Origin of the sequence: Gardnerella sp. DNF01195 (assembly GCF_049244175.1) — a bacterium.
In the GTDB taxonomy this organism is placed as follows: Bacteria; Actinomycetota; Actinomycetes; order Actinomycetales; family Bifidobacteriaceae; genus Bifidobacterium; species Bifidobacterium leopoldii.
Window position 1 is genome coordinate 459,643 of the sequence record NZ_CP058383.1, and the last position, 16,938, is coordinate 476,580.

Sequence of the window (16,938 nt, forward strand, 5' to 3'; positions counted from 1 at the left end):
CGACGGTTGGCTTTACTTCTGACACGATGAACCTCCCTGACGTGCACTTGTTACTTTACGCAACACTAGGGAGAACTCGCCGAAGTTTATCTAAAACTTAACAAATTATTTGTTCGCTTCGCTACTTTTTGGACGCAACGATTTTACCATTTCTAGTATTTGTTTAGGATTAGCTTCCGGTAAATAGGCGTGAGTCACAGCTAGTGAAATCTGAGCTAATTTTGCAGAATCCATGTAGCAGACATATACGGAACTTGCGGATGGTTGGAATTTTTTCTTGAAGAAATATAGCGATTTGAACCCATAAGCTGGTTCCAAAATGTCAGACATCATTTCTAGCGCATGATTAATAACGTTAGAAGATTTTTGACCATTTTCGTTCAATGTGTCTTCGTTTATGCCAGCTAGAGGTGCTGCAGAAAGGCTCATAAATTCTACAGAACAGTCTGGGTTTTCTAATCCTTCATCTCTTAAACGTTCTGCCATTCTAGCAATTAATAATTCCATAATCCCATTAGGACTATCTGTGCGGTGACGCATAAAATCGAGTGTCCAACCGATGATTCTATTATTCCTATACGTTGGCATCCAGCTAGTTACTCCAAGTACCCTGCCGTCTTCATTAATAGCGTATAAAATTTTGACGCGGCTATCCTGAAGTTCGTCAAGTCCACCGAGAGTAAATTTCATTTCTGGAAGAGCTTTTAACTCTGCCCATTCTTCTGAAATTTCTACAATCTGTTGCTGTATGTCCCAAGAGGCTTCGTTATAAGTTGTAAGTACGTCGGCAATTCCATCTCGTTTTGCTTTGTTTATAGCTGTACGAATATCTTGCCATTTTTTCCCTCGCGTCTGCCAAGCATTAGGGTCTACTAGCATGTCTGTTCCGACTTTAATAGAAGTAAATCCAAGTTTTTCTAGTTCTTGACGCGTTTTATCGTGCACAGCATAGAATGCTGGAGACCACGAATTTTGTTCGCATAATTTAATAAATCCTCGAATATCTTGCGAATATTCTTTTTCATCTCCAAAAGGCTCTGTAAGAGTGAGTGCAATACCGTAATTTAGTCTATAGGCGATTGCAGATTGCCCGCTTTGAGAGAACCAATAATGGTTATTTGCCCAAGTCGTCATAAAGCTCATTGTGTTTCCGCCAAGTTCTACTAATGAGCTTGCTTTTTTTCTATCGTTTTCGCTTGTAGAGATGCTGCTGCGGAACCACGTAAAGCAGACAATAAACAATATTGCCCAGAATATCACGCCCACGCTTTGTGCTAGTAAAGAAGATAGAGGTGTTTCAGTGCGAAGCATTGCGTTAGATCTGTTTCCAAATCCCATAGGCATCCAGCGCCCTGGTAAATCTCGCAATAAGTGGTAAACATCAGCAGATGGAGTAAATTCTTCAGGTATCATAAGACCAAAAGCAACATATCCAGCGCCAGTTATGTACAATGCTATAAAAATCGCTATTAGTCCCAAACGTGCCTGTAGTTTGCTCGTATGAACAGAAAAATGCTTTAAATTAATTATCAACAAAATAGTAAGCAATAATGGTGGGAGAGCTGTAAGCATAAAAGCAACAGCAACAGCATTATGTTGATGTTCCAAAATATTTTGTTTTGTGGCAATTAAAGGCAAAACAGTGAAATACATTCCTGCATATAGCACAGTTAGTGCGTTTATAAATATAGAAGTTAATGCAGCTAGTCTACGCCCTCGTAACATTCCCCACGCAATAATCATCAGTGTGATGCTTGGTAATAGAATGCGAATCCATAATCCGCCAATTGCAGCGTGATGTAGACCTGAATGAAGAAAACAATTATTTGTACTGTAATTTGTCATGCATCGCGTAAGCCATGTTTTAGAGCCTAGTTGCGGTGACATAAACAAACCAAGAGTAGTAAGAATTCCTGCGTGAGAGCGCGAAGATAATGCCAACACTGGACCTAATGCAATAATGCTCTGAGCTACTGCAAAAAGCCTGCGAATTTCGTAATCTGTACCTTCCCACCAGTTTACACTTCGTTTAACGCCTTTTGTTTTGCTCATAATATTGCCGATGATGTGCCCTGTAAGGGCTGCAATAATAGTGCAATAATCGCCAGGATTTCCACTATAAAGAAGCATTGCTGAAGTAGTAGCGTATCCAATTACTAAAGTTCTTCTGCGCCACAAAATAGATTCGTAAGATGCAGAAGCCATAAAAGCGCCAATAAACAGTGTGAATGGAGATAGTCGAATAGGAATCTTGGTAATCCAATGCATGTTTCGAATAATGATTGAAAGATTACCTATGATTGTTAATCCTACAATTATGCCAACAAGTGTGCTAAATATTGCAATATAAATAATATTGAGTCTACTTATACGAGTTTCTGCAACGCCAATAAGTACGGCAACAAGTAAACAATTAACCATAAGAGATGGCATATTATTTACGAAAATAAGCGAATGACATACTTTTATCAGCAGCTCTGTGACGTTTCCGTGCCCGAAGAATAGGCTTGGACCTTTTGAGCGATGATGCCGCATAAACAATTGTGCAAGAGTAGCGCTTGTGCCATAAGTATAAAAATGCATAAGCGTTAATACAACCCAATGTATGCAATTTATAACAATAAAAATGCACGTAAGTGTTAATGCAAAAACTTTATGTTGCATCCAAGCTATGAAATCGTGCATCAATATTTTTGTATGCCGAATTGCTGAATGTTTAGAATCAGAATCATTTTTCTTACAACGTTTATGAAAGAAAGACATCATCATATTAGTCTCGATTCACCTGCTGGTTGATAAGAATTTGTACATTTTGGTAGGTATTAAGTTTTGGTGCAGTGCTTGAAATACCTGTTTTTTTGCAGAATTGATCAATTGCTATTTTTAATCCAGCTTTTACTGTGTGCCAATCATGACCATTGCCTTGAGAAAGCATGGTTATAACATTCATTCCAGCGCGATGTGCGCTTAGTGCGATGGTTGCCTGATTCGCTTGAGATTTAGTATCCCATGAGCCCGCAATAGCGTAATAATTTTGTTTCAAAGGAGCATTTTTACGCATTATCACACTAGGTACGTGTCGCTCATATTCTGATGTGTTTCCATTGAAATAATGATTAATTGTTTCTTGGCGATTCTTATACGTTGGTTCTAGTTCCCCTCCGGCAGAAAAAATGTTTCCGAATATATCAGGGTGAGATGGAACTAGTTGCGTTGAGCAAGTGCCTCCTTGTGAGAAGCCGCCCATAAGCCACATTTTAGGATCTTTGCTTACTGGCAAATGTTTGCGTATCCATTTAGGAACATCATTAATTAAATATGTTTCTGCTTTGCCGAACACATGTGTATCTGCACACAGAGAATTATGCGAAGATTCACCATTTTGGTCAGGAGCTACAACAATAGGTGCAAGACCGTAGTGATCTTTCGCGTAATTGTCTAAAGTATTTGCAATATCGCTTGCTGCAAAAAAGTGATTAGGGCTACCAGGTTGTCCTGCGAACATGACCATAACTGGCAGTTTTGGTGGTTTTTTAACAAGTGCAGCAGGTGGCAAGTATACGTTCGCTATTCTAGCATTGAAATGTGAAGCAGTGTTAGGGATATAAACTGAACGAACAATACCTTTTTTAGGAAGTTTTGGCAGTTTTTGTTGGGCTGCTAACTCTCTCCACTGCTTAATACTAGAGGATGCGGATTTTTGCTTATTAACTTCTAGTTTTGGAAAACCGCCCATTCCAAATATTGAACCTATTGTCGTGTATTCCCCATAAATCATGTCTACATGAAGAGCTGTGCTTGCTAACGTCAAGATAATAGCTATTACTGCAACTAGTTTCCTCCATTTGTGTAAGAAAACAAGTGCTGTTGCTGCAAAACCTATAAGCCCGAAGCCGCATGCAATAGAAAAAATAACGAGCCATCCAAGACTTACTCCGAATACAAGAAACACGTCAGAAATAAGCCAAGCAATTATTCCACCGACAAAAAATGTTATGACACCTATTGCAAGCTGTATTAGTAAGTGGAACATTTTCTTGCCGCGTTTTGTTTTCATAAAAAGCAACAAGACTAAAGAAATACCATTTACGCTAAAAAGGCTTATTGGTAGCCATCCTTGCAAAAGACTCACTTTTGCCAATTGCAGCATGTTTGACTCCTATACTTTCTAGTCTAATTTGCGTACCAGTTACCAATCTAAGTGACATATACGCACAGTAATTGCCCAACCTAGTAATGTAATGCTAGTATCTGAAATTTTCCTCAATATTTGTTTTATTTTTATTATTTATTCTATTTAAATAATAAATATCGAAACATATATTGTAATCAGTCCCAAGTATTAAAATCGCTATTTTTCTTGTTTCAATGCATTGTTAAAAAGTTATGACGATAGCAATAAGTAAACTTGCACATTATTAGTAATAATTAGTACGTGTGTGATTTATTGAGGATAGTATGAAGTCATTTTTGCGCTTGAAAGTTCCGTATTGGCTGTATGCATTTCTTTTCTTTGTTATTGACGGCATGTCGGTAATTATTGTGCAAATGGGTGTGCAGCGCGCTGGAAGAGTTGAGATGACTTCTGCAATGTCTGGTGGACGTTGGGGATTAATAACTAAAACTTGGAGAGAACTTAATTTTGTTATTGTTCTTAGTGCGCTCGTTGTTGCGATGATATACGGTTTAATTCTTTTGATTAGTAACCGATTTTGGATATCAAGTGCGATAATTCTAAGTGTTTCATTGCTTATTGCTGTTATTGAATATATGAAAGTAAATGTTCGTTATGAAACTATTCTTCCTGCGGACTTAAACTTTTTAAAAAGTAACACTGGTAATGTCGCTTCATTTTTGCCAGATAATGCTCCTATGGTCATTGGTGTTGCTTTAGGCGTTTTTATTTTGCTTTTAGTTACAACTGTTTGCTTACACATATTTGATACAAATCATGGAAAGATTGTGCGATTTAAAGATTGGCGCTATTCTGCTGGCATTCGTGTTGCAATTGCGTTGATTTTAATAGGGAATTTAAGCTGGTATATTGGCGGCGTTGGCACAGTTGACTCTTCGGCTAATGTTTTTTCTAAAATGCTTGGTGACAGTCCTGCTATGTGGGATTCTGTTTATGACGCTCAACGCAATGGTGCTATTGTGGCATTTTTGCGTAATGTAAATCCTAAAATTATGGATAGGCCGGCTGATTACAGTGAAGAAACTATGAAGGCTGTATACAAGCGTTATAACGATGAAGCTAAACGTATAAATCGTTCTCGTACAACAAATATGAACGATAATACTTTTATTCTTATTTTGTCTGAATCGTTCTCTGATCCTACTCGTGTTCCTGGTTTGAGGTTGAACAAGAATCCAATACCATTTATTAGCAATTTGAAGAAGCATACGGATAGTGGTTTGATGCTTTCTTCTGGTTACGGTGGCGGTACTGCAAATCTAGAGTACATGTCTTTAACTGGTTTGAGCATGGCTAATTTTGATCCTTCAATGACTAGTCCGTATCAGCAGTTGGTTCCTAATGCTCAATGGTCTCCAACTATTAATCAATATTGGGATGATTCTCGTAATTCTATTAAGTCTATAGCTTTCCACCCGTATGAGCCGAGCATGTATTTGCGTGCTACTAATTACAAAAAGTTTGGATTTAGTAAGTTCTACGCATTGCAAGGACCTGATGTTATTGCTCACCGTGATGTGCTAGATAAATCGCCGTATGTTTCTGACGCATCAGCATATAAGAGTGCGTTAGAAAAGATTAAAGAACATAAGCAACCTAGGTTCGTACAAATTGTTACTATGCAAAACCACATGCCTTATAGGGACTGGTATGCGAATAATGAATTCGAAGCGTCTTCTAAAGATGGTGCCGCTGATCTTGGTGATGATGAAAAAACTTCTATTGAAACGTATGCTAAGGGTGTGCAGCACACTGATGAGGCGACGCAAGCGTTTTTGAAGAGTTTAGATAAACTGAATAAGCCTATTACTGTTATGTTTTATGGTGACCATTTGCCAGGAATTTACGGTACTGCAAGTTCGGATGAAAAGAATTCATTGTCTTTGCATTTGACTGATTATTTTATTTGGTCAAATAAAGTTGCTTTGGAGCGTAAAGAGCGTAGTGAGAAAAAATCTTCAAACAAAAATGTAGAGCATTCTAATACAAGTAAAGATGTAGATCGTACTAATAAGTATTCTTCGCCTAACTTCTTTATTTCTCAGGCTGCTTTACATATGAACGCTAAAGTTTCTCCGTATCTTGCTTTCTTAACTCGTTTACATGAGCATGTGAGTGCTATGGAGCCTCCTGTTGTAAATACTATTCAAGGCTGGGATAGAATTCCTGAAGGACAATCAATTTATTTGGATAACGATGGTAATCCGATGATTTTGTCTAAGATGGATAAGAAGTCACGTCAACTTCTTCACGACTATCGCTTAATACAATACGATATTACTGCTGGAAAGCATTATTTGCGTAATACTGATTTTATGAAATTACCGCGCCGCGCTAAAAGCTAGTTTGATCATTAAAATGCCCCTCGTTTGTATTTGATACATAGTATGTTTCAAATAGCGAGGGGCTTATTGATTTGCAGTTTGTTAATGAAAACTATATTTAATTAACAAACTATTTTAAAGCTTTTTCTGCGATATCATGCCTAAAGAACATGTGCGGAAGATTAAGCTTATCTAATATGCTGTAGACGTTGTTTTGAGCGTCTTTTACGTCGTCTCCATGCACTTGTACAAGAGCTACTCTGCCTGAAGAAGTAAGAAGTTTTCCGCTTTCTTCATCGCTTTTTACTCCTGCATAATACACGTGCTGACCTTGGTTTTCGTCAACAGGAATTTGAGGAAGTTGAGTTCCAGTAACTAAAGTGCCAGGGTAGCCTTCGCTAGCAATGATCACGCCGAGCGTAACACCGCTATTTTTCCAAGTAAAAGTCGGATTTTTATGCTGCAAAATATTCCATATAGCTGCACCAAAATCTGAAGTAAGGCGAGGAAGTACAACTTCTGTTTCTGGGTCTCCAAAACGAGCATTAAACTCAATAACTTTAGGACCTGTTGCTGTATCAATTAAGCCAGCATAAAGCACACCAGTAAAAGGCGTACCCTCTTTAGCTAGTCCTTCAACAGTTGGACGCACAATCTCGTCGATAGCACGCTGAACTGTTTCGTCGCTAATTTGCGGCACAGGACTATAAGCTCCCATGCCGCCAGTATTTGGTCCTTTGTCGCCGTCGTAAGCACGCTTGTGATCTTGAGAAATAGGCATAACCCAAAAATCAGTTCCGCTTACGAAACTCATAAGTGAAAACTCTTGGCCTTGCAAAAATTCTTCAATAACAACTTTTGCTCCAGCTTGACCAAAACGATGATCGACGAAAATATCCTCCAAAGCATCAACTGCTGTTTGCTCATCCATAGCAACAGTAACGCCTTTTCCAGCAGCCAAACCGTCCGCTTTAATAACAATTGGAGCACCATGCTCAAGAACGTATGCGCGTGCCGTCTCCAAAGCGTCAAATGTTTTGTAGGAGGCAGTTGGAACGTTGTGACGAGCCATAAGCTTTTTTGCGAAATCTTTAGAGCCTTCAATTTGAGCTGCGGCTTTGTTTGGACCAAAAGCGGCAATTCCATGCGCTTCAAAATCGTCAACAATGCCATTCATAAGCGGAACTTCAGGACCAATGAACGCAAAATCGTAGTTATTGTCTTTAACGAACTTAATAAGAGCGTCATGATCTGATTGACTTATGTTTACAGTTTGAATGCCATCTGCTGCAATACCAGGATTTCCAGGAGCAACAGTTACTTCTTCAACGCTTTCTCCTTTAAGTAGCGCGTGTGCAATAGCGTGTTCGCGAGCGCCAGAACCAACTACTAAAACTTTCATTTTTAATCCTTTATTGCTTTAAGATTTTGCTGTCTACTGTTTTGTAGCTTTATATTTTGCTGTTTTGTGGATTACAACAATTCGACTGCAGCGTTTTCGCGTTTAGCCATTTTGCCAATAATATAAGCTGTTTCGTCATGCTCGTTTAGTATTCGCATTGCCTCGTCTGCTTTGTTTTCGTCAACTGCCAAAACCATGCCAATACCCATATTAAAAACGTTGAACATTTCAGCGTGAGCAACTTTTCCAGCTTTTTCAAGAACGCCAAAAATAGGTGGAACGCTCCAGCTAGTAGTATCAATTTTTGCAGCCAAATCATCTGCGTACATGCGTGGAACATTTTCAATAAATCCGCCGCCTGTAATATGAGCAACTCCCTTAATAAGATGTCCTGCAAAAAGTGGCTTTAAAGCTTTTACGTAGATTCGAGTAGGTTCAAGAAGAACTTCGCCAAGTGTTTTGCCATCAAGCTCATCTAGTTTGGTGTCAACGCTAAAACCTGCTTCTTCAAACAAAGCTTTGCGAACAAGAGAGAATCCGTTTGAATGAACTCCTGAAGAAGGAAGTCCTATAAGCACGTCGCCGGCAGTAATAGTGGAGCCGTCAACAATATTCGAACGTTCTGCAACGCCTACTGCAAAACCTGCAAGATCGTACTCGTCCTCGTCGTACATTCCAGGCATTTCAGCAGTTTCGCCGCCAATTAAACCTGCTTCTGATTGCACGCAACCGTCTGCAACGCCTGAAACTACCTGCTCAAGTATTTCAGGATTGTTTTTTCCGCACGCAATGTAATCGAGGAAGAAAAGCGGCTCGGCACCTTGAGCTGCAATATCGTTTACGCACATTGCAACGCAATCAATGCCAATAGTGTTATGCTTATTCATCATTTTTGCAATCACAAGCTTGGTTCCAACGCCATCTGTGCCAGAAATCAGCACTGGCTCTTTGTAACCAAGAGACGCCAAATCAAATAAGCCGCCAAATCCGCCAATGCCACCTACAACGCCTGGGCGCTTTGTGCGATTTACATGAGATTTAATACGACGTACTACTTCGTATCCTGCTTCTACGCTTACGCCAGCTTCTTCATATGCATGTGGCATATCGGTTCCTTTCGTAACACTGTTATAAGTATTTTCTTAAGTTTTATTTATAAATTGCAATAAACAATTAAATTATTAAGTTATATAAGATTTTCGTGCGAATATTTACTATGTTTCCTTACTTCTTGCAAATGTTCGCGTTCTTCAGGAGTAAGGGAAGCCAAGAATTCTTCGCCGTAATCGTCTAGTGCAGTAGGGTAGTCGCCATTAAAGTAAGCAACGCACAAACCGCCATAAGGAGCAGGCTTTTTTAATCCAATCGACTCGACTAATCCATCTAAAGACAAAAATGCTAAGGAATCAGCATCGATATACTCGCGAATTTCTTCAACTGAATGCTTTGCTGCAATAAGTTCCTTCGTAGTTTGAATATCGATACCGTAGAAGCAAGGATATTTAAGCGGAGGGGAAGAAATACGCATATGCACTTCTTTAGCGCCAGCTTCTCGGAGCAATTGCACAATGCGCTTAGAAGTAGTTCCGCGAACAATCGAATCGTCAATAACGATAACGCGTTTTCCTGCAACCACACCACGAACAGCAGAAAGTTTCATACGAACGCCTTGCTCGCGTAATTCTTGCGTCGGTTGAATAAAAGTGCGTGCAACATACTGGTTTTTAATCAATCCCATTTCGTTTGGAATTCCGCTTGTTTCAGCGTATCCTGCAGCAGCAGAAAGTGAAGAATTAGGTACTCCAATAACCATATCTGCTTCAACAGGAGATTCTTTAGCCAAACGCGCACCCATACGCTTTCGCACAGAATGAACATTAATACCGTAAATATTAGAATCTGGGCGAGCGAAATAAATAAATTCCATTGAGCATACTGCATGCTGTACGTGCTTCGTATATTGCTCAATAGTGTAGCCATCGTCATTAATAACAATGATTTCGCCAGGCTCAATATCGCGAATAAACTCTGCTCGCACAATATCAAGCGCACAAGTTTCAGAAGCGAGCACGTATGCGCCGTTCTTCATACGACCAAGCGAAAGAGGGCGGAAACCATTTGGATCAGTTGCTCCGATTAGTGCATCTTGAGTAAGCAATAAGTAAGCAAAACCGCCATGAACAGTTTGTAAAGCTTCTTTCAGGCGATCCATAAAAGTTGCTTTACTAGAGTGGCGAATCAAATGCATCAATATTTCAGTATCAGAATTTGAGTGGAATATTGAGCCTTTATCTTCCAAGGAATTACGTAGGCTAGTGCAATTTGTCAAATTTCCGTTATGCGCAAGAGCTACGTCTCCATCGTGGAAACGGAATAGGAAAGGCTGAATGTTATCAACGCTTCCAGAACCTGCAGTAGCATATCGCACGTGACCGATAGCCCTGTTTCCAGTAAGACGATCCATAACTTGTTCATTGCTAAATACTTGAGTTAGCAATCCCAATCCGCGATACCCATGCAGTTTGCCATTGTCGTTAGATACAATGCCGGCACCTTCTTGTCCTCGATGCTGTAGCGCATGAAGTCCAAAATATGTCAGCCTAGCTGCATCTTGATGACCCCACACACCAAATACGCCGCATTCTTCGTGAATATCTTCAAGTTCTGCAGACATTCATACCCCCTAATAATCGATGATTGTAATCGTCGAATTTGTAGTTATTTTGATACAAGTTTTGCAACTGTAAACTAAAGCTCATGCAGTGAAATATTCAACGCCAGCTTCAAACAATGGTTGCTCATGGAAATCAGGAATATTGACATACAAGTCACGACCTGCGCGCTCGCAATGTCCCATTTTTCCAAAAACTCTACCGTCTGGGCTTGTAATACCTTCTACTGACATCATTGAGCCGTTAGGATTTACGTTTAAGCTCATGCTTGGTACGCCATTGCTGTCAACATATTGTGTAGCTATTTGGCCGTTTTTAATAAGTTTTTCCATAACTTCGTTAGTAGCAATAAAGCGACCTTCTCCATGAGAAATTGCAACAGTATGCATGTCTCCAACTTGCGTATTTGCTAACCATGGTGAAAGATTTGAAGCAACTCTAGTGCGAACAATCCTACTTTGGTGTCTGCCAATAGTGTTGTAGGTAAGAGTTGGGCAGTTAGAATCCATAGGAACAATATCTCCAAAAGGAACCAAGCCTAGCTTAATAAGCGCTTGGAAGCCATTGCAAATTCCAAGCATTAAACCGTCACGATTATTAAGCAAGTCACGAACTGCGTCTGTTACTGCTGGATTCCTAAAGAATGCTGTAATGAATTTCGCAGAACCGTCCGGCTCATCGCCTCCGGAGAAGCCTCCTGGAATCATTACAATTTGACTCTTTTTAATCTCTTCAACCAATTTCTCAGCTGATTGTGCAATATCTTTTGCACTTAAATTATTAATAATAAGCGTATGAGCGTCTGCTCCAGCTTTTTCAAAAGCAGCTTGAGTATCGTATTCGCAATTATTTCCAGGGAAAACTGGGATAATAACGCGAGGATGCGAAAGCGGCTTTAGTTTTCCTATGTGCATGTGATTTGTAGTAGAAACATTAGTTTTGTTATTAATAGTTTCTACAATCTCGCCAGGCTTTTTATACGGGAAGATTGAGGAAAGTTCGCTTTCCCAAACTTTTTGCAAATCACTTAAATCAATTTCTTCGCCATTTGATGAAGTAATTGCGTAATTTTCAGTTGTTTCGCCAACAATCTCAACGTCAACCAAGCTTGTATTAGCTAAAGATGGAATTTCAGCGTCTTCTTTAAGCTCAACATAGAAGCTTCCATATGCTGGCTTAAATAAATCATCGTCGCTTAAATTGTTGAATAATTTAAAACCAATATGATTTCCAAGCGTCATTTTGAATAAGCTCTCTGCGCTAGCACCGTAGCCAGGAGTAGATATAGCAAGAGCTTGCTTGTTTTTCGTAATATTTTCTACAATTTCTAGTGCTTTCAGGAAGCTTTCTTTTTCTGGAGTGATTCCGTCGGATTTATACTTTGGAGCAATACGTATAACTTTATGATTTACACCCTTAAATTCAGGTGAAACAGTTAAACGTGCGTCTCCGGTAGAAACAGCAAACGAAATCAAAGTTGGTGGCACATCCAGATTCTCAAAACTGCCGCTCATAGAATCTTTGCCGCCAATAGCACCAACTCCAAAATCAAGCTGTGCACTTAAAGCACCAAGAACTGCTGCAGCTGGCTTTCCCCAACGCTCTGGAATATCGTGAGGCTTGCCAAAATATTCTTGCAAACTCAAGTAAGCACGTTCGCGCGTGAAACCGCTAGCTGCTAGCTTTGCCAATGATTCAACAACAGCAACATAGGCACCAGTGAATTGGTTTTTTTCCATTAAATACGGATTAAAGCCCCAAGCCATTGCGGAAGCTGTGTTTGTTTCGCCAAATACTGGGAATTTAGCAACCATAGCTTGAGCAGGAGTAAGCTGACGGCGACCGCCAAAAGGCATAAGCACAGTAGCAGCGCCAATAGTAGAATCAAATCGTTCAGATAAGCCTTTATTTGAAGCAATATTAATATCCGAAACTAAGTTATGCATGCGCTTTTCTAACGGCAAATTTGACTGATTCTGCCATGGAGTTTCGTAAGATTCTCCACTTTCAATATGCAGTATCTGCTGTTTTGGAGCGCCATTAGAAGCTAAGAATGCTCTGCTTAAGTCAACAATGGTTTTTCCACGCCAAGTCATTCGCATTCGCGCTTCTTCAGTAACAGTCGCTATTATTTCTGCTTCAAGATTTTCTTCACGAGCATACTTCAAAAATTCTTCAGCATCACTTGACGCAACGTCGACAGCCATGCGCTCTTGAGATTCAGAAATAGCAAGCTCAGTGCCATCGAGACCTTCATACTTTTTAGAAACTTTGTCGAGATTAATAGTTAAGCCGTCGGCAATTTCGCCAGTTGCGACAGAAACGCCGCCAGCGCCAAAATCGTTGCAACGCTTAATAAGTTGGCAAGCATCCTTGCGTCGGAAAAGTCGTTGGAGTTTTCGCTCAATAGGAGCATTACCTTTTTGAACTTCAGCTCCGCACTCTTCAATACTTTCAACATCTTGAGCTTTAGAAGCGCCGGTAGCACCACCAATGCCATCTCTGCCAGTGCGTCCACCAAGAAGAATAATCACATCGCCAGGAGCTGGAGTTTCTCTGCGCACATGGTCGGCTGGGGTAGCGGCAACAACCGCACCAACCTCCATACGTTTTGCAACATAACCCGGATGATAAAGTTCATGCACTTCGCCAGTAGCTAAACCAATTTGATTTCCGTAAGAAGAGTATCCTGCGGCGGCAGAAGTTACGATTTTTCGCTGTGGAAGCTTACCGTTTAAAGTCTCGCTAATAGGCGTGCGTGGATCTGCAGCACCAGTTACGCGCATTGCTTGATACACGTAAGAGCGTCCAGAAAGAGGATCGCGGATGCAGCCACCAATGCACGTTGCAGCTCCACCGAAAGGCTCAATCTCTGTAGGATGATTATGTGTTTCGTTTTTAAACAGGAATAGCCAATCTTCGTCGTGACCGTTTACGTCCACTTTAACTTTTACTGTGCAAGCGTTGATTTCTTCTGACTCGTCCAAATTTTTAAGCTCGCCAGTATGCTTTAAGTATTTTGCGCCAATAGTTGCCATATCCATAAGGCAAACAGGCTTATTTTCGCGATTTAGTTCTTTTCGCAAATCAAGATAACGGCTAAATGCTTCTTGAACAGTGTTATCGTCAATAGAAATATCTGTAAGCTCGGTGCCAAAAGTCGTGTGACGGCAGTGGTCGGACCAGTACGTATCAATAACGCGAATTTCTGTAATAGTAGGATTTCTATGTTCTTCACAGAAATACTTCTGGCAGAACTTTGCGTCAGCCAAATCCATTGCCAAACCGCGAGTATTAATAAAGTCTTGTAATCCAGCTTCGTCTAAATCGTTAAATGAGCTAATTACTTCTACATCAGATGGTACAACTGCTTCTCGCTGTAAACTTTTTACCTCATCAAGTGAAGCTTCTCGCGCTTCAACAGGATTAATAACGTAGTGTTTAATATCGTTTAGTGCTTTTTCGTCAAGATCACCTTTTAAAGCGATTACTCTAGCAGTGCGCACTGTTGGACGTTCGCCTTGACTAATAAGTTGAATGCATTCGCTAGCAGATTGCGCACGCTGATCGAATTGACCAGGCAAAAATTCTACAGCAAATACGTGCTCGTCGGTTTCAATAGGCAAGTAATCGTAAGTATTATCAACTGGAGGTTCGCTCAATACTGTTTGCACAGCATTGTCGAATAAATCTTTGCTGATACCTTCAACGTCATAACGGTTAATAATTCTTGCGGAAGTAATCGCGCTTATGCCAAGAATCTCCCTAAGCTCATGTAAAAGCTGTTGCGCTTGAACGTCAAAACCAGTGCGTTTTTCCACATATACGCGAAATACCACGAGAAACCTACCTTGTTGAATGTGCGGTATGAATGCAGTGTTTATTGTTGTATTGGTTTTAAATTATAAATATTAAATTATTCAAAATCACATTAAGAATGCATGTGGCTCGCACCCTTAAAGGTACGAGCCACAACAATCATTATCGTTCTACGCAATCGTCAGGTTTGCGCACAGAAACATCCAAACCTTCGCTTTGAGCTAAAGATGCAAGCCTATCGTGAATTTCTTCATAAGCAGGAATGATGTCGCCTAAATCGCGCCTGAACAAGTCCTTGTCCAAATGACTTACTCCGTTCGTACCAGCATTGCGCTTATCCCAAAGTCTGCAAGTATCAGGAGTTATTTCATCAGCGAGAAGAATATTTCCTTCGGCGTCCACGCCCTCTTCAATCTTGAAGTCGACAAGCTGAACATCAATCTTTGAGAAAATATCCAACAAAGCATTGTTAACAGCATGAGCTTGACGAGTGACTTCTGCTATTTCTTCATCTGTTGCTAATCCAAGAGCCACAACGCCTTCAGGATTAATAAATGGATCACCAAGCTCGTCGGACTTTACGCAGAACTCCAACAATGGCTTCTTTAAAGGTGTTCCTTCTTTAACGTTATAACGTTTTGCAAAAGAACCTGCAGCAGTATTTCGCATAATAATTTCCAGTGGGAACATGCGCATACGCTTTACAAGTTGTTCAGTATCGGAAATTCGTCCGAGGAAGTGGCTTTTTACGCCGCGCGCCTCAAGTAAATGGAATAGTAACGAAGTAATCCGGTTATTTAAACTGCCTTTACCTGCAATCTGAGCTTTCTTCAGACCGTTACCAGCTGTTGCCTGGTTCATGTATTCAACCCATAGCACATTGGTGTCATCGGTAGCATACAGTTTTTTGGCTTTGCCTTCGTACAACTTCTCAAGTTTTTCCATGATATGCCCTCTCTTATGTGCATTCACAGTTGTAGGCGCAAACCAACAATATTTGTAGGTTTACCTGACCTTTGCCAGCACGATTAGCGTAACAATTGTTACCTACAAAATTTCCCTTCGTGCATACTGTAAATTATTATCTTTTTTAACTCCTATGCCTTAATTTTCAATGTATCTAAGCATTTGTTTGTGTAGTTTTTAGCGAAATGGCGACGCGTGTCGCATTTTCTCTAGCTTCTTCTTGCGTTAATCCAGTAGCTAAAGAAACTGCCATGCGTCTGTGACCATGTACAGAAGGCTTAGCAAAAATACGCAAGTTGCATCGATAATTTTCGCCAGATTGCAAAGCTTGAGCAATATTCGTAAAACCAACAGATCCTTCCGCCTTAATAACAATGGCGTGACTTGCTGCAACTTCATTATTTTTCAAAGAAAGCTCAGTATAGTTAGCTGTAACTGGAACTCCCAAAATAGCCAATGCATGCAATGCAAATTCACTGTAATGCTGCGAAATCATAGTTACCATGCCAGTATCGTGTGGGCGAGGTGACAATTCATTAAAAAGCAAAGAGCCATCAGTAAGCACGAATAATTCGACTCCATAAACGCCCCAACCTGCTTCGCCAGCTTCTTGCGCAATATCAGTCAAACCTTCTACAGTGCGCTTTGCAATATCTTTCGCATTAGTGCGGATCGATTCAGGAATATTTGCAGGCTGCCAAGATTCTCTATAGTCTCCGTCTTGCTGACGCTGAGCGATCGGCTCACAAGTAGTAATTCCTGCGCAAGAGCTTATTGTAAGTACTGTAAGCTCATAATCAAGCGGAGCTAAAGCTTCAACAATAACGCGTGAACACTCATTCTCATGACCAGCTGCTGCACGCCTGCCATGCTGAGCTTCATTCCAAGCTGCAAGCAAATTTTCAGAACTACGAACTATTGACTGACCGTGACCAGAAGAGCTCATAACAGGCTTAACTACACAAGGATATCCAACTTTTTTAGCTCCATCCTCTAACTCTTCATAAGATGAAGCGAAACAATACGGTGTAGTAGGCAGTCCTAAATCTTCGTGCGCAATTCTACGCAAGCGCTCGCGATCCATTGCAATCGCGGCAATATCTGAGCTAGGAACGACTTGAATATTCTTTTTAGCAGCATCTTTCAAAACTTCAGTAGCAATAGCTTCAACTTCTGGAATAATAATGTCAGGATTCACATTTGAAATAAGTTCTTGCAATTCTTGTGGATTCGACATATCTAGCACGTGGTATTCGTGAGCTATTTGCATTGCAGGAGCGTTTTTGTAGCTATCGGCAGCGCATACTCGCACGCCTAGTCGCATAAGCTCAATCGCAATTTCCTTGCCAAGCTCGCCAGATCCAAGAAGAAGCGCGGTTGTGTTGTTACTGTTTTCAGTTACGCCAAATATGCGCTGATTTTGCTCAGAAAAACTCATACATCCATTGTTGCATTTGCCATTGTCGAATAATTGATGTTGTTACTACGACGCGCCGAAGTGTGTTGCGCTAGCATAAATCGAGGAAATCGTGTATAGTATCCCTTTGTTGTGTGATTCAA

Annotated in this window: 9 protein-coding genes; 1 reads left to right on the forward strand and 8 read right to left on the reverse strand. The window is 40.4% G+C overall.

The window, feature by feature from the left end; all coding sequences use genetic code 11:
- Positions 1–105 precede the first annotated feature (105 nt).
- Together HXT43_RS01625 and HXT43_RS01630 are read right to left on the reverse strand one after the other, a co-directional pair.
- Positions 106–2,769, reverse strand: coding sequence for a bifunctional lysylphosphatidylglycerol flippase/synthetase MprF (locus HXT43_RS01625; protein WP_415707144.1), 2,664 nt, complete (start codon positions 2,767–2,769; stop codon positions 106–108).
- Between the two features lies 1 nt (position 2,770).
- A complete protein-coding gene (locus HXT43_RS01630; RefSeq protein WP_064340224.1) occupies positions 2,771–4,150 on the reverse strand; it encodes an alpha/beta hydrolase in 1,380 nt (459 codons plus the stop codon).
- Positions 4,151–4,458: 308 nt separating this feature from the next.
- Between HXT43_RS01630 and HXT43_RS01635 the strand changes: the two genes are divergently transcribed.
- Positions 4,459–6,540: an LTA synthase family protein gene (locus tag HXT43_RS01635; protein WP_415707145.1), complete on the forward strand. Its 2,082-nt coding sequence runs from the start codon at positions 4,459–4,461 to the stop codon at positions 6,538–6,540.
- Positions 6,541–6,649: 109 nt separating this feature from the next.
- On the opposite strand, the gene purD is transcribed toward HXT43_RS01635, so the two are convergent.
- From purD to purT, 6 genes are all read right to left on the reverse strand, one after another.
- Positions 6,650–7,921 (reverse strand): phosphoribosylamine--glycine ligase, encoded by a 1,272-nt coding sequence (gene purD, locus HXT43_RS01640; RefSeq protein WP_415707146.1) that lies wholly within the window; start codon positions 7,919–7,921, stop codon positions 6,650–6,652.
- Positions 7,922–7,992: 71 nt separating this feature from the next.
- The gene (gene purM, locus HXT43_RS01645) at positions 7,993–9,027 is read right to left on the reverse strand and encodes a phosphoribosylformylglycinamidine cyclo-ligase (RefSeq protein WP_415707147.1); all 1,035 of its coding nucleotides are present in this window, start codon (positions 9,025–9,027) and stop codon (positions 7,993–7,995) included.
- Positions 9,028–9,107: 80 nt separating this feature from the next.
- A complete protein-coding gene (gene purF / locus HXT43_RS01650) occupies positions 9,108–10,595 on the reverse strand; it encodes an amidophosphoribosyltransferase (RefSeq protein WP_004105975.1) in 1,488 nt (495 codons plus the stop codon).
- 81 nt (positions 10,596–10,676) lie between these two features.
- Positions 10,677–14,432, reverse strand: coding sequence for a phosphoribosylformylglycinamidine synthase (locus tag HXT43_RS01655; RefSeq protein WP_415707148.1), 3,756 nt, complete (start codon positions 14,430–14,432; stop codon positions 10,677–10,679).
- A 142-nt stretch (positions 14,433–14,574) separates the two neighbouring features.
- Positions 14,575–15,357 (reverse strand): phosphoribosylaminoimidazolesuccinocarboxamide synthase, encoded by a 783-nt coding sequence (purC, locus tag HXT43_RS01660; protein WP_004105967.1) that lies wholly within the window; start codon positions 15,355–15,357, stop codon positions 14,575–14,577.
- Positions 15,358–15,532: 175 nt separating this feature from the next.
- A complete protein-coding gene (purT, locus tag HXT43_RS01665; RefSeq protein WP_117008702.1) occupies positions 15,533–16,816 on the reverse strand; it encodes a formate-dependent phosphoribosylglycinamide formyltransferase in 1,284 nt (427 codons plus the stop codon).
- Positions 16,817–16,938: the final 122 nt, after the last annotated feature.

Excerpts from the sequence above, each read along its gene's own strand:
- HXT43_RS01630 (WP_064340224.1), bottom strand. The coding sequence starts at position 4,150 with ATGCTGCAATTGGCAAAAGTGAGTCTTTTGCAAGGATGGCTACCAATA.
- purC (WP_004105967.1), bottom strand. The coding sequence starts at position 15,357 with ATGGAAAAACTTGAGAAGTTGTACGAAGGCAAAGCCAAAAAACTGTAT.
- purD (WP_415707146.1), bottom strand. The coding sequence starts at position 7,921 with ATGAAAGTTTTAGTAGTTGGTTCTGGCGCTCGCGAACACGCTATTGCA.
- HXT43_RS01635 (WP_415707145.1), top strand. The coding sequence starts at position 4,459 with ATGAAGTCATTTTTGCGCTTGAAAGTTCCGTATTGGCTGTATGCATTT.
- purM (WP_415707147.1), bottom strand. The coding sequence starts at position 9,027 with ATGCCACATGCATATGAAGAAGCTGGCGTAAGCGTAGAAGCAGGATAC.
- HXT43_RS01625 (WP_415707144.1), bottom strand. The coding sequence starts at position 2,769 with ATGATGATGTCTTTCTTTCATAAACGTTGTAAGAAAAATGATTCTGAT.
- purT (WP_117008702.1), bottom strand. The coding sequence starts at position 16,816 with ATGAGTTTTTCTGAGCAAAATCAGCGCATATTTGGCGTAACTGAAAAC.
- purF (WP_004105975.1), bottom strand. The coding sequence starts at position 10,595 with ATGTCTGCAGAACTTGAAGATATTCACGAAGAATGCGGCGTATTTGGT.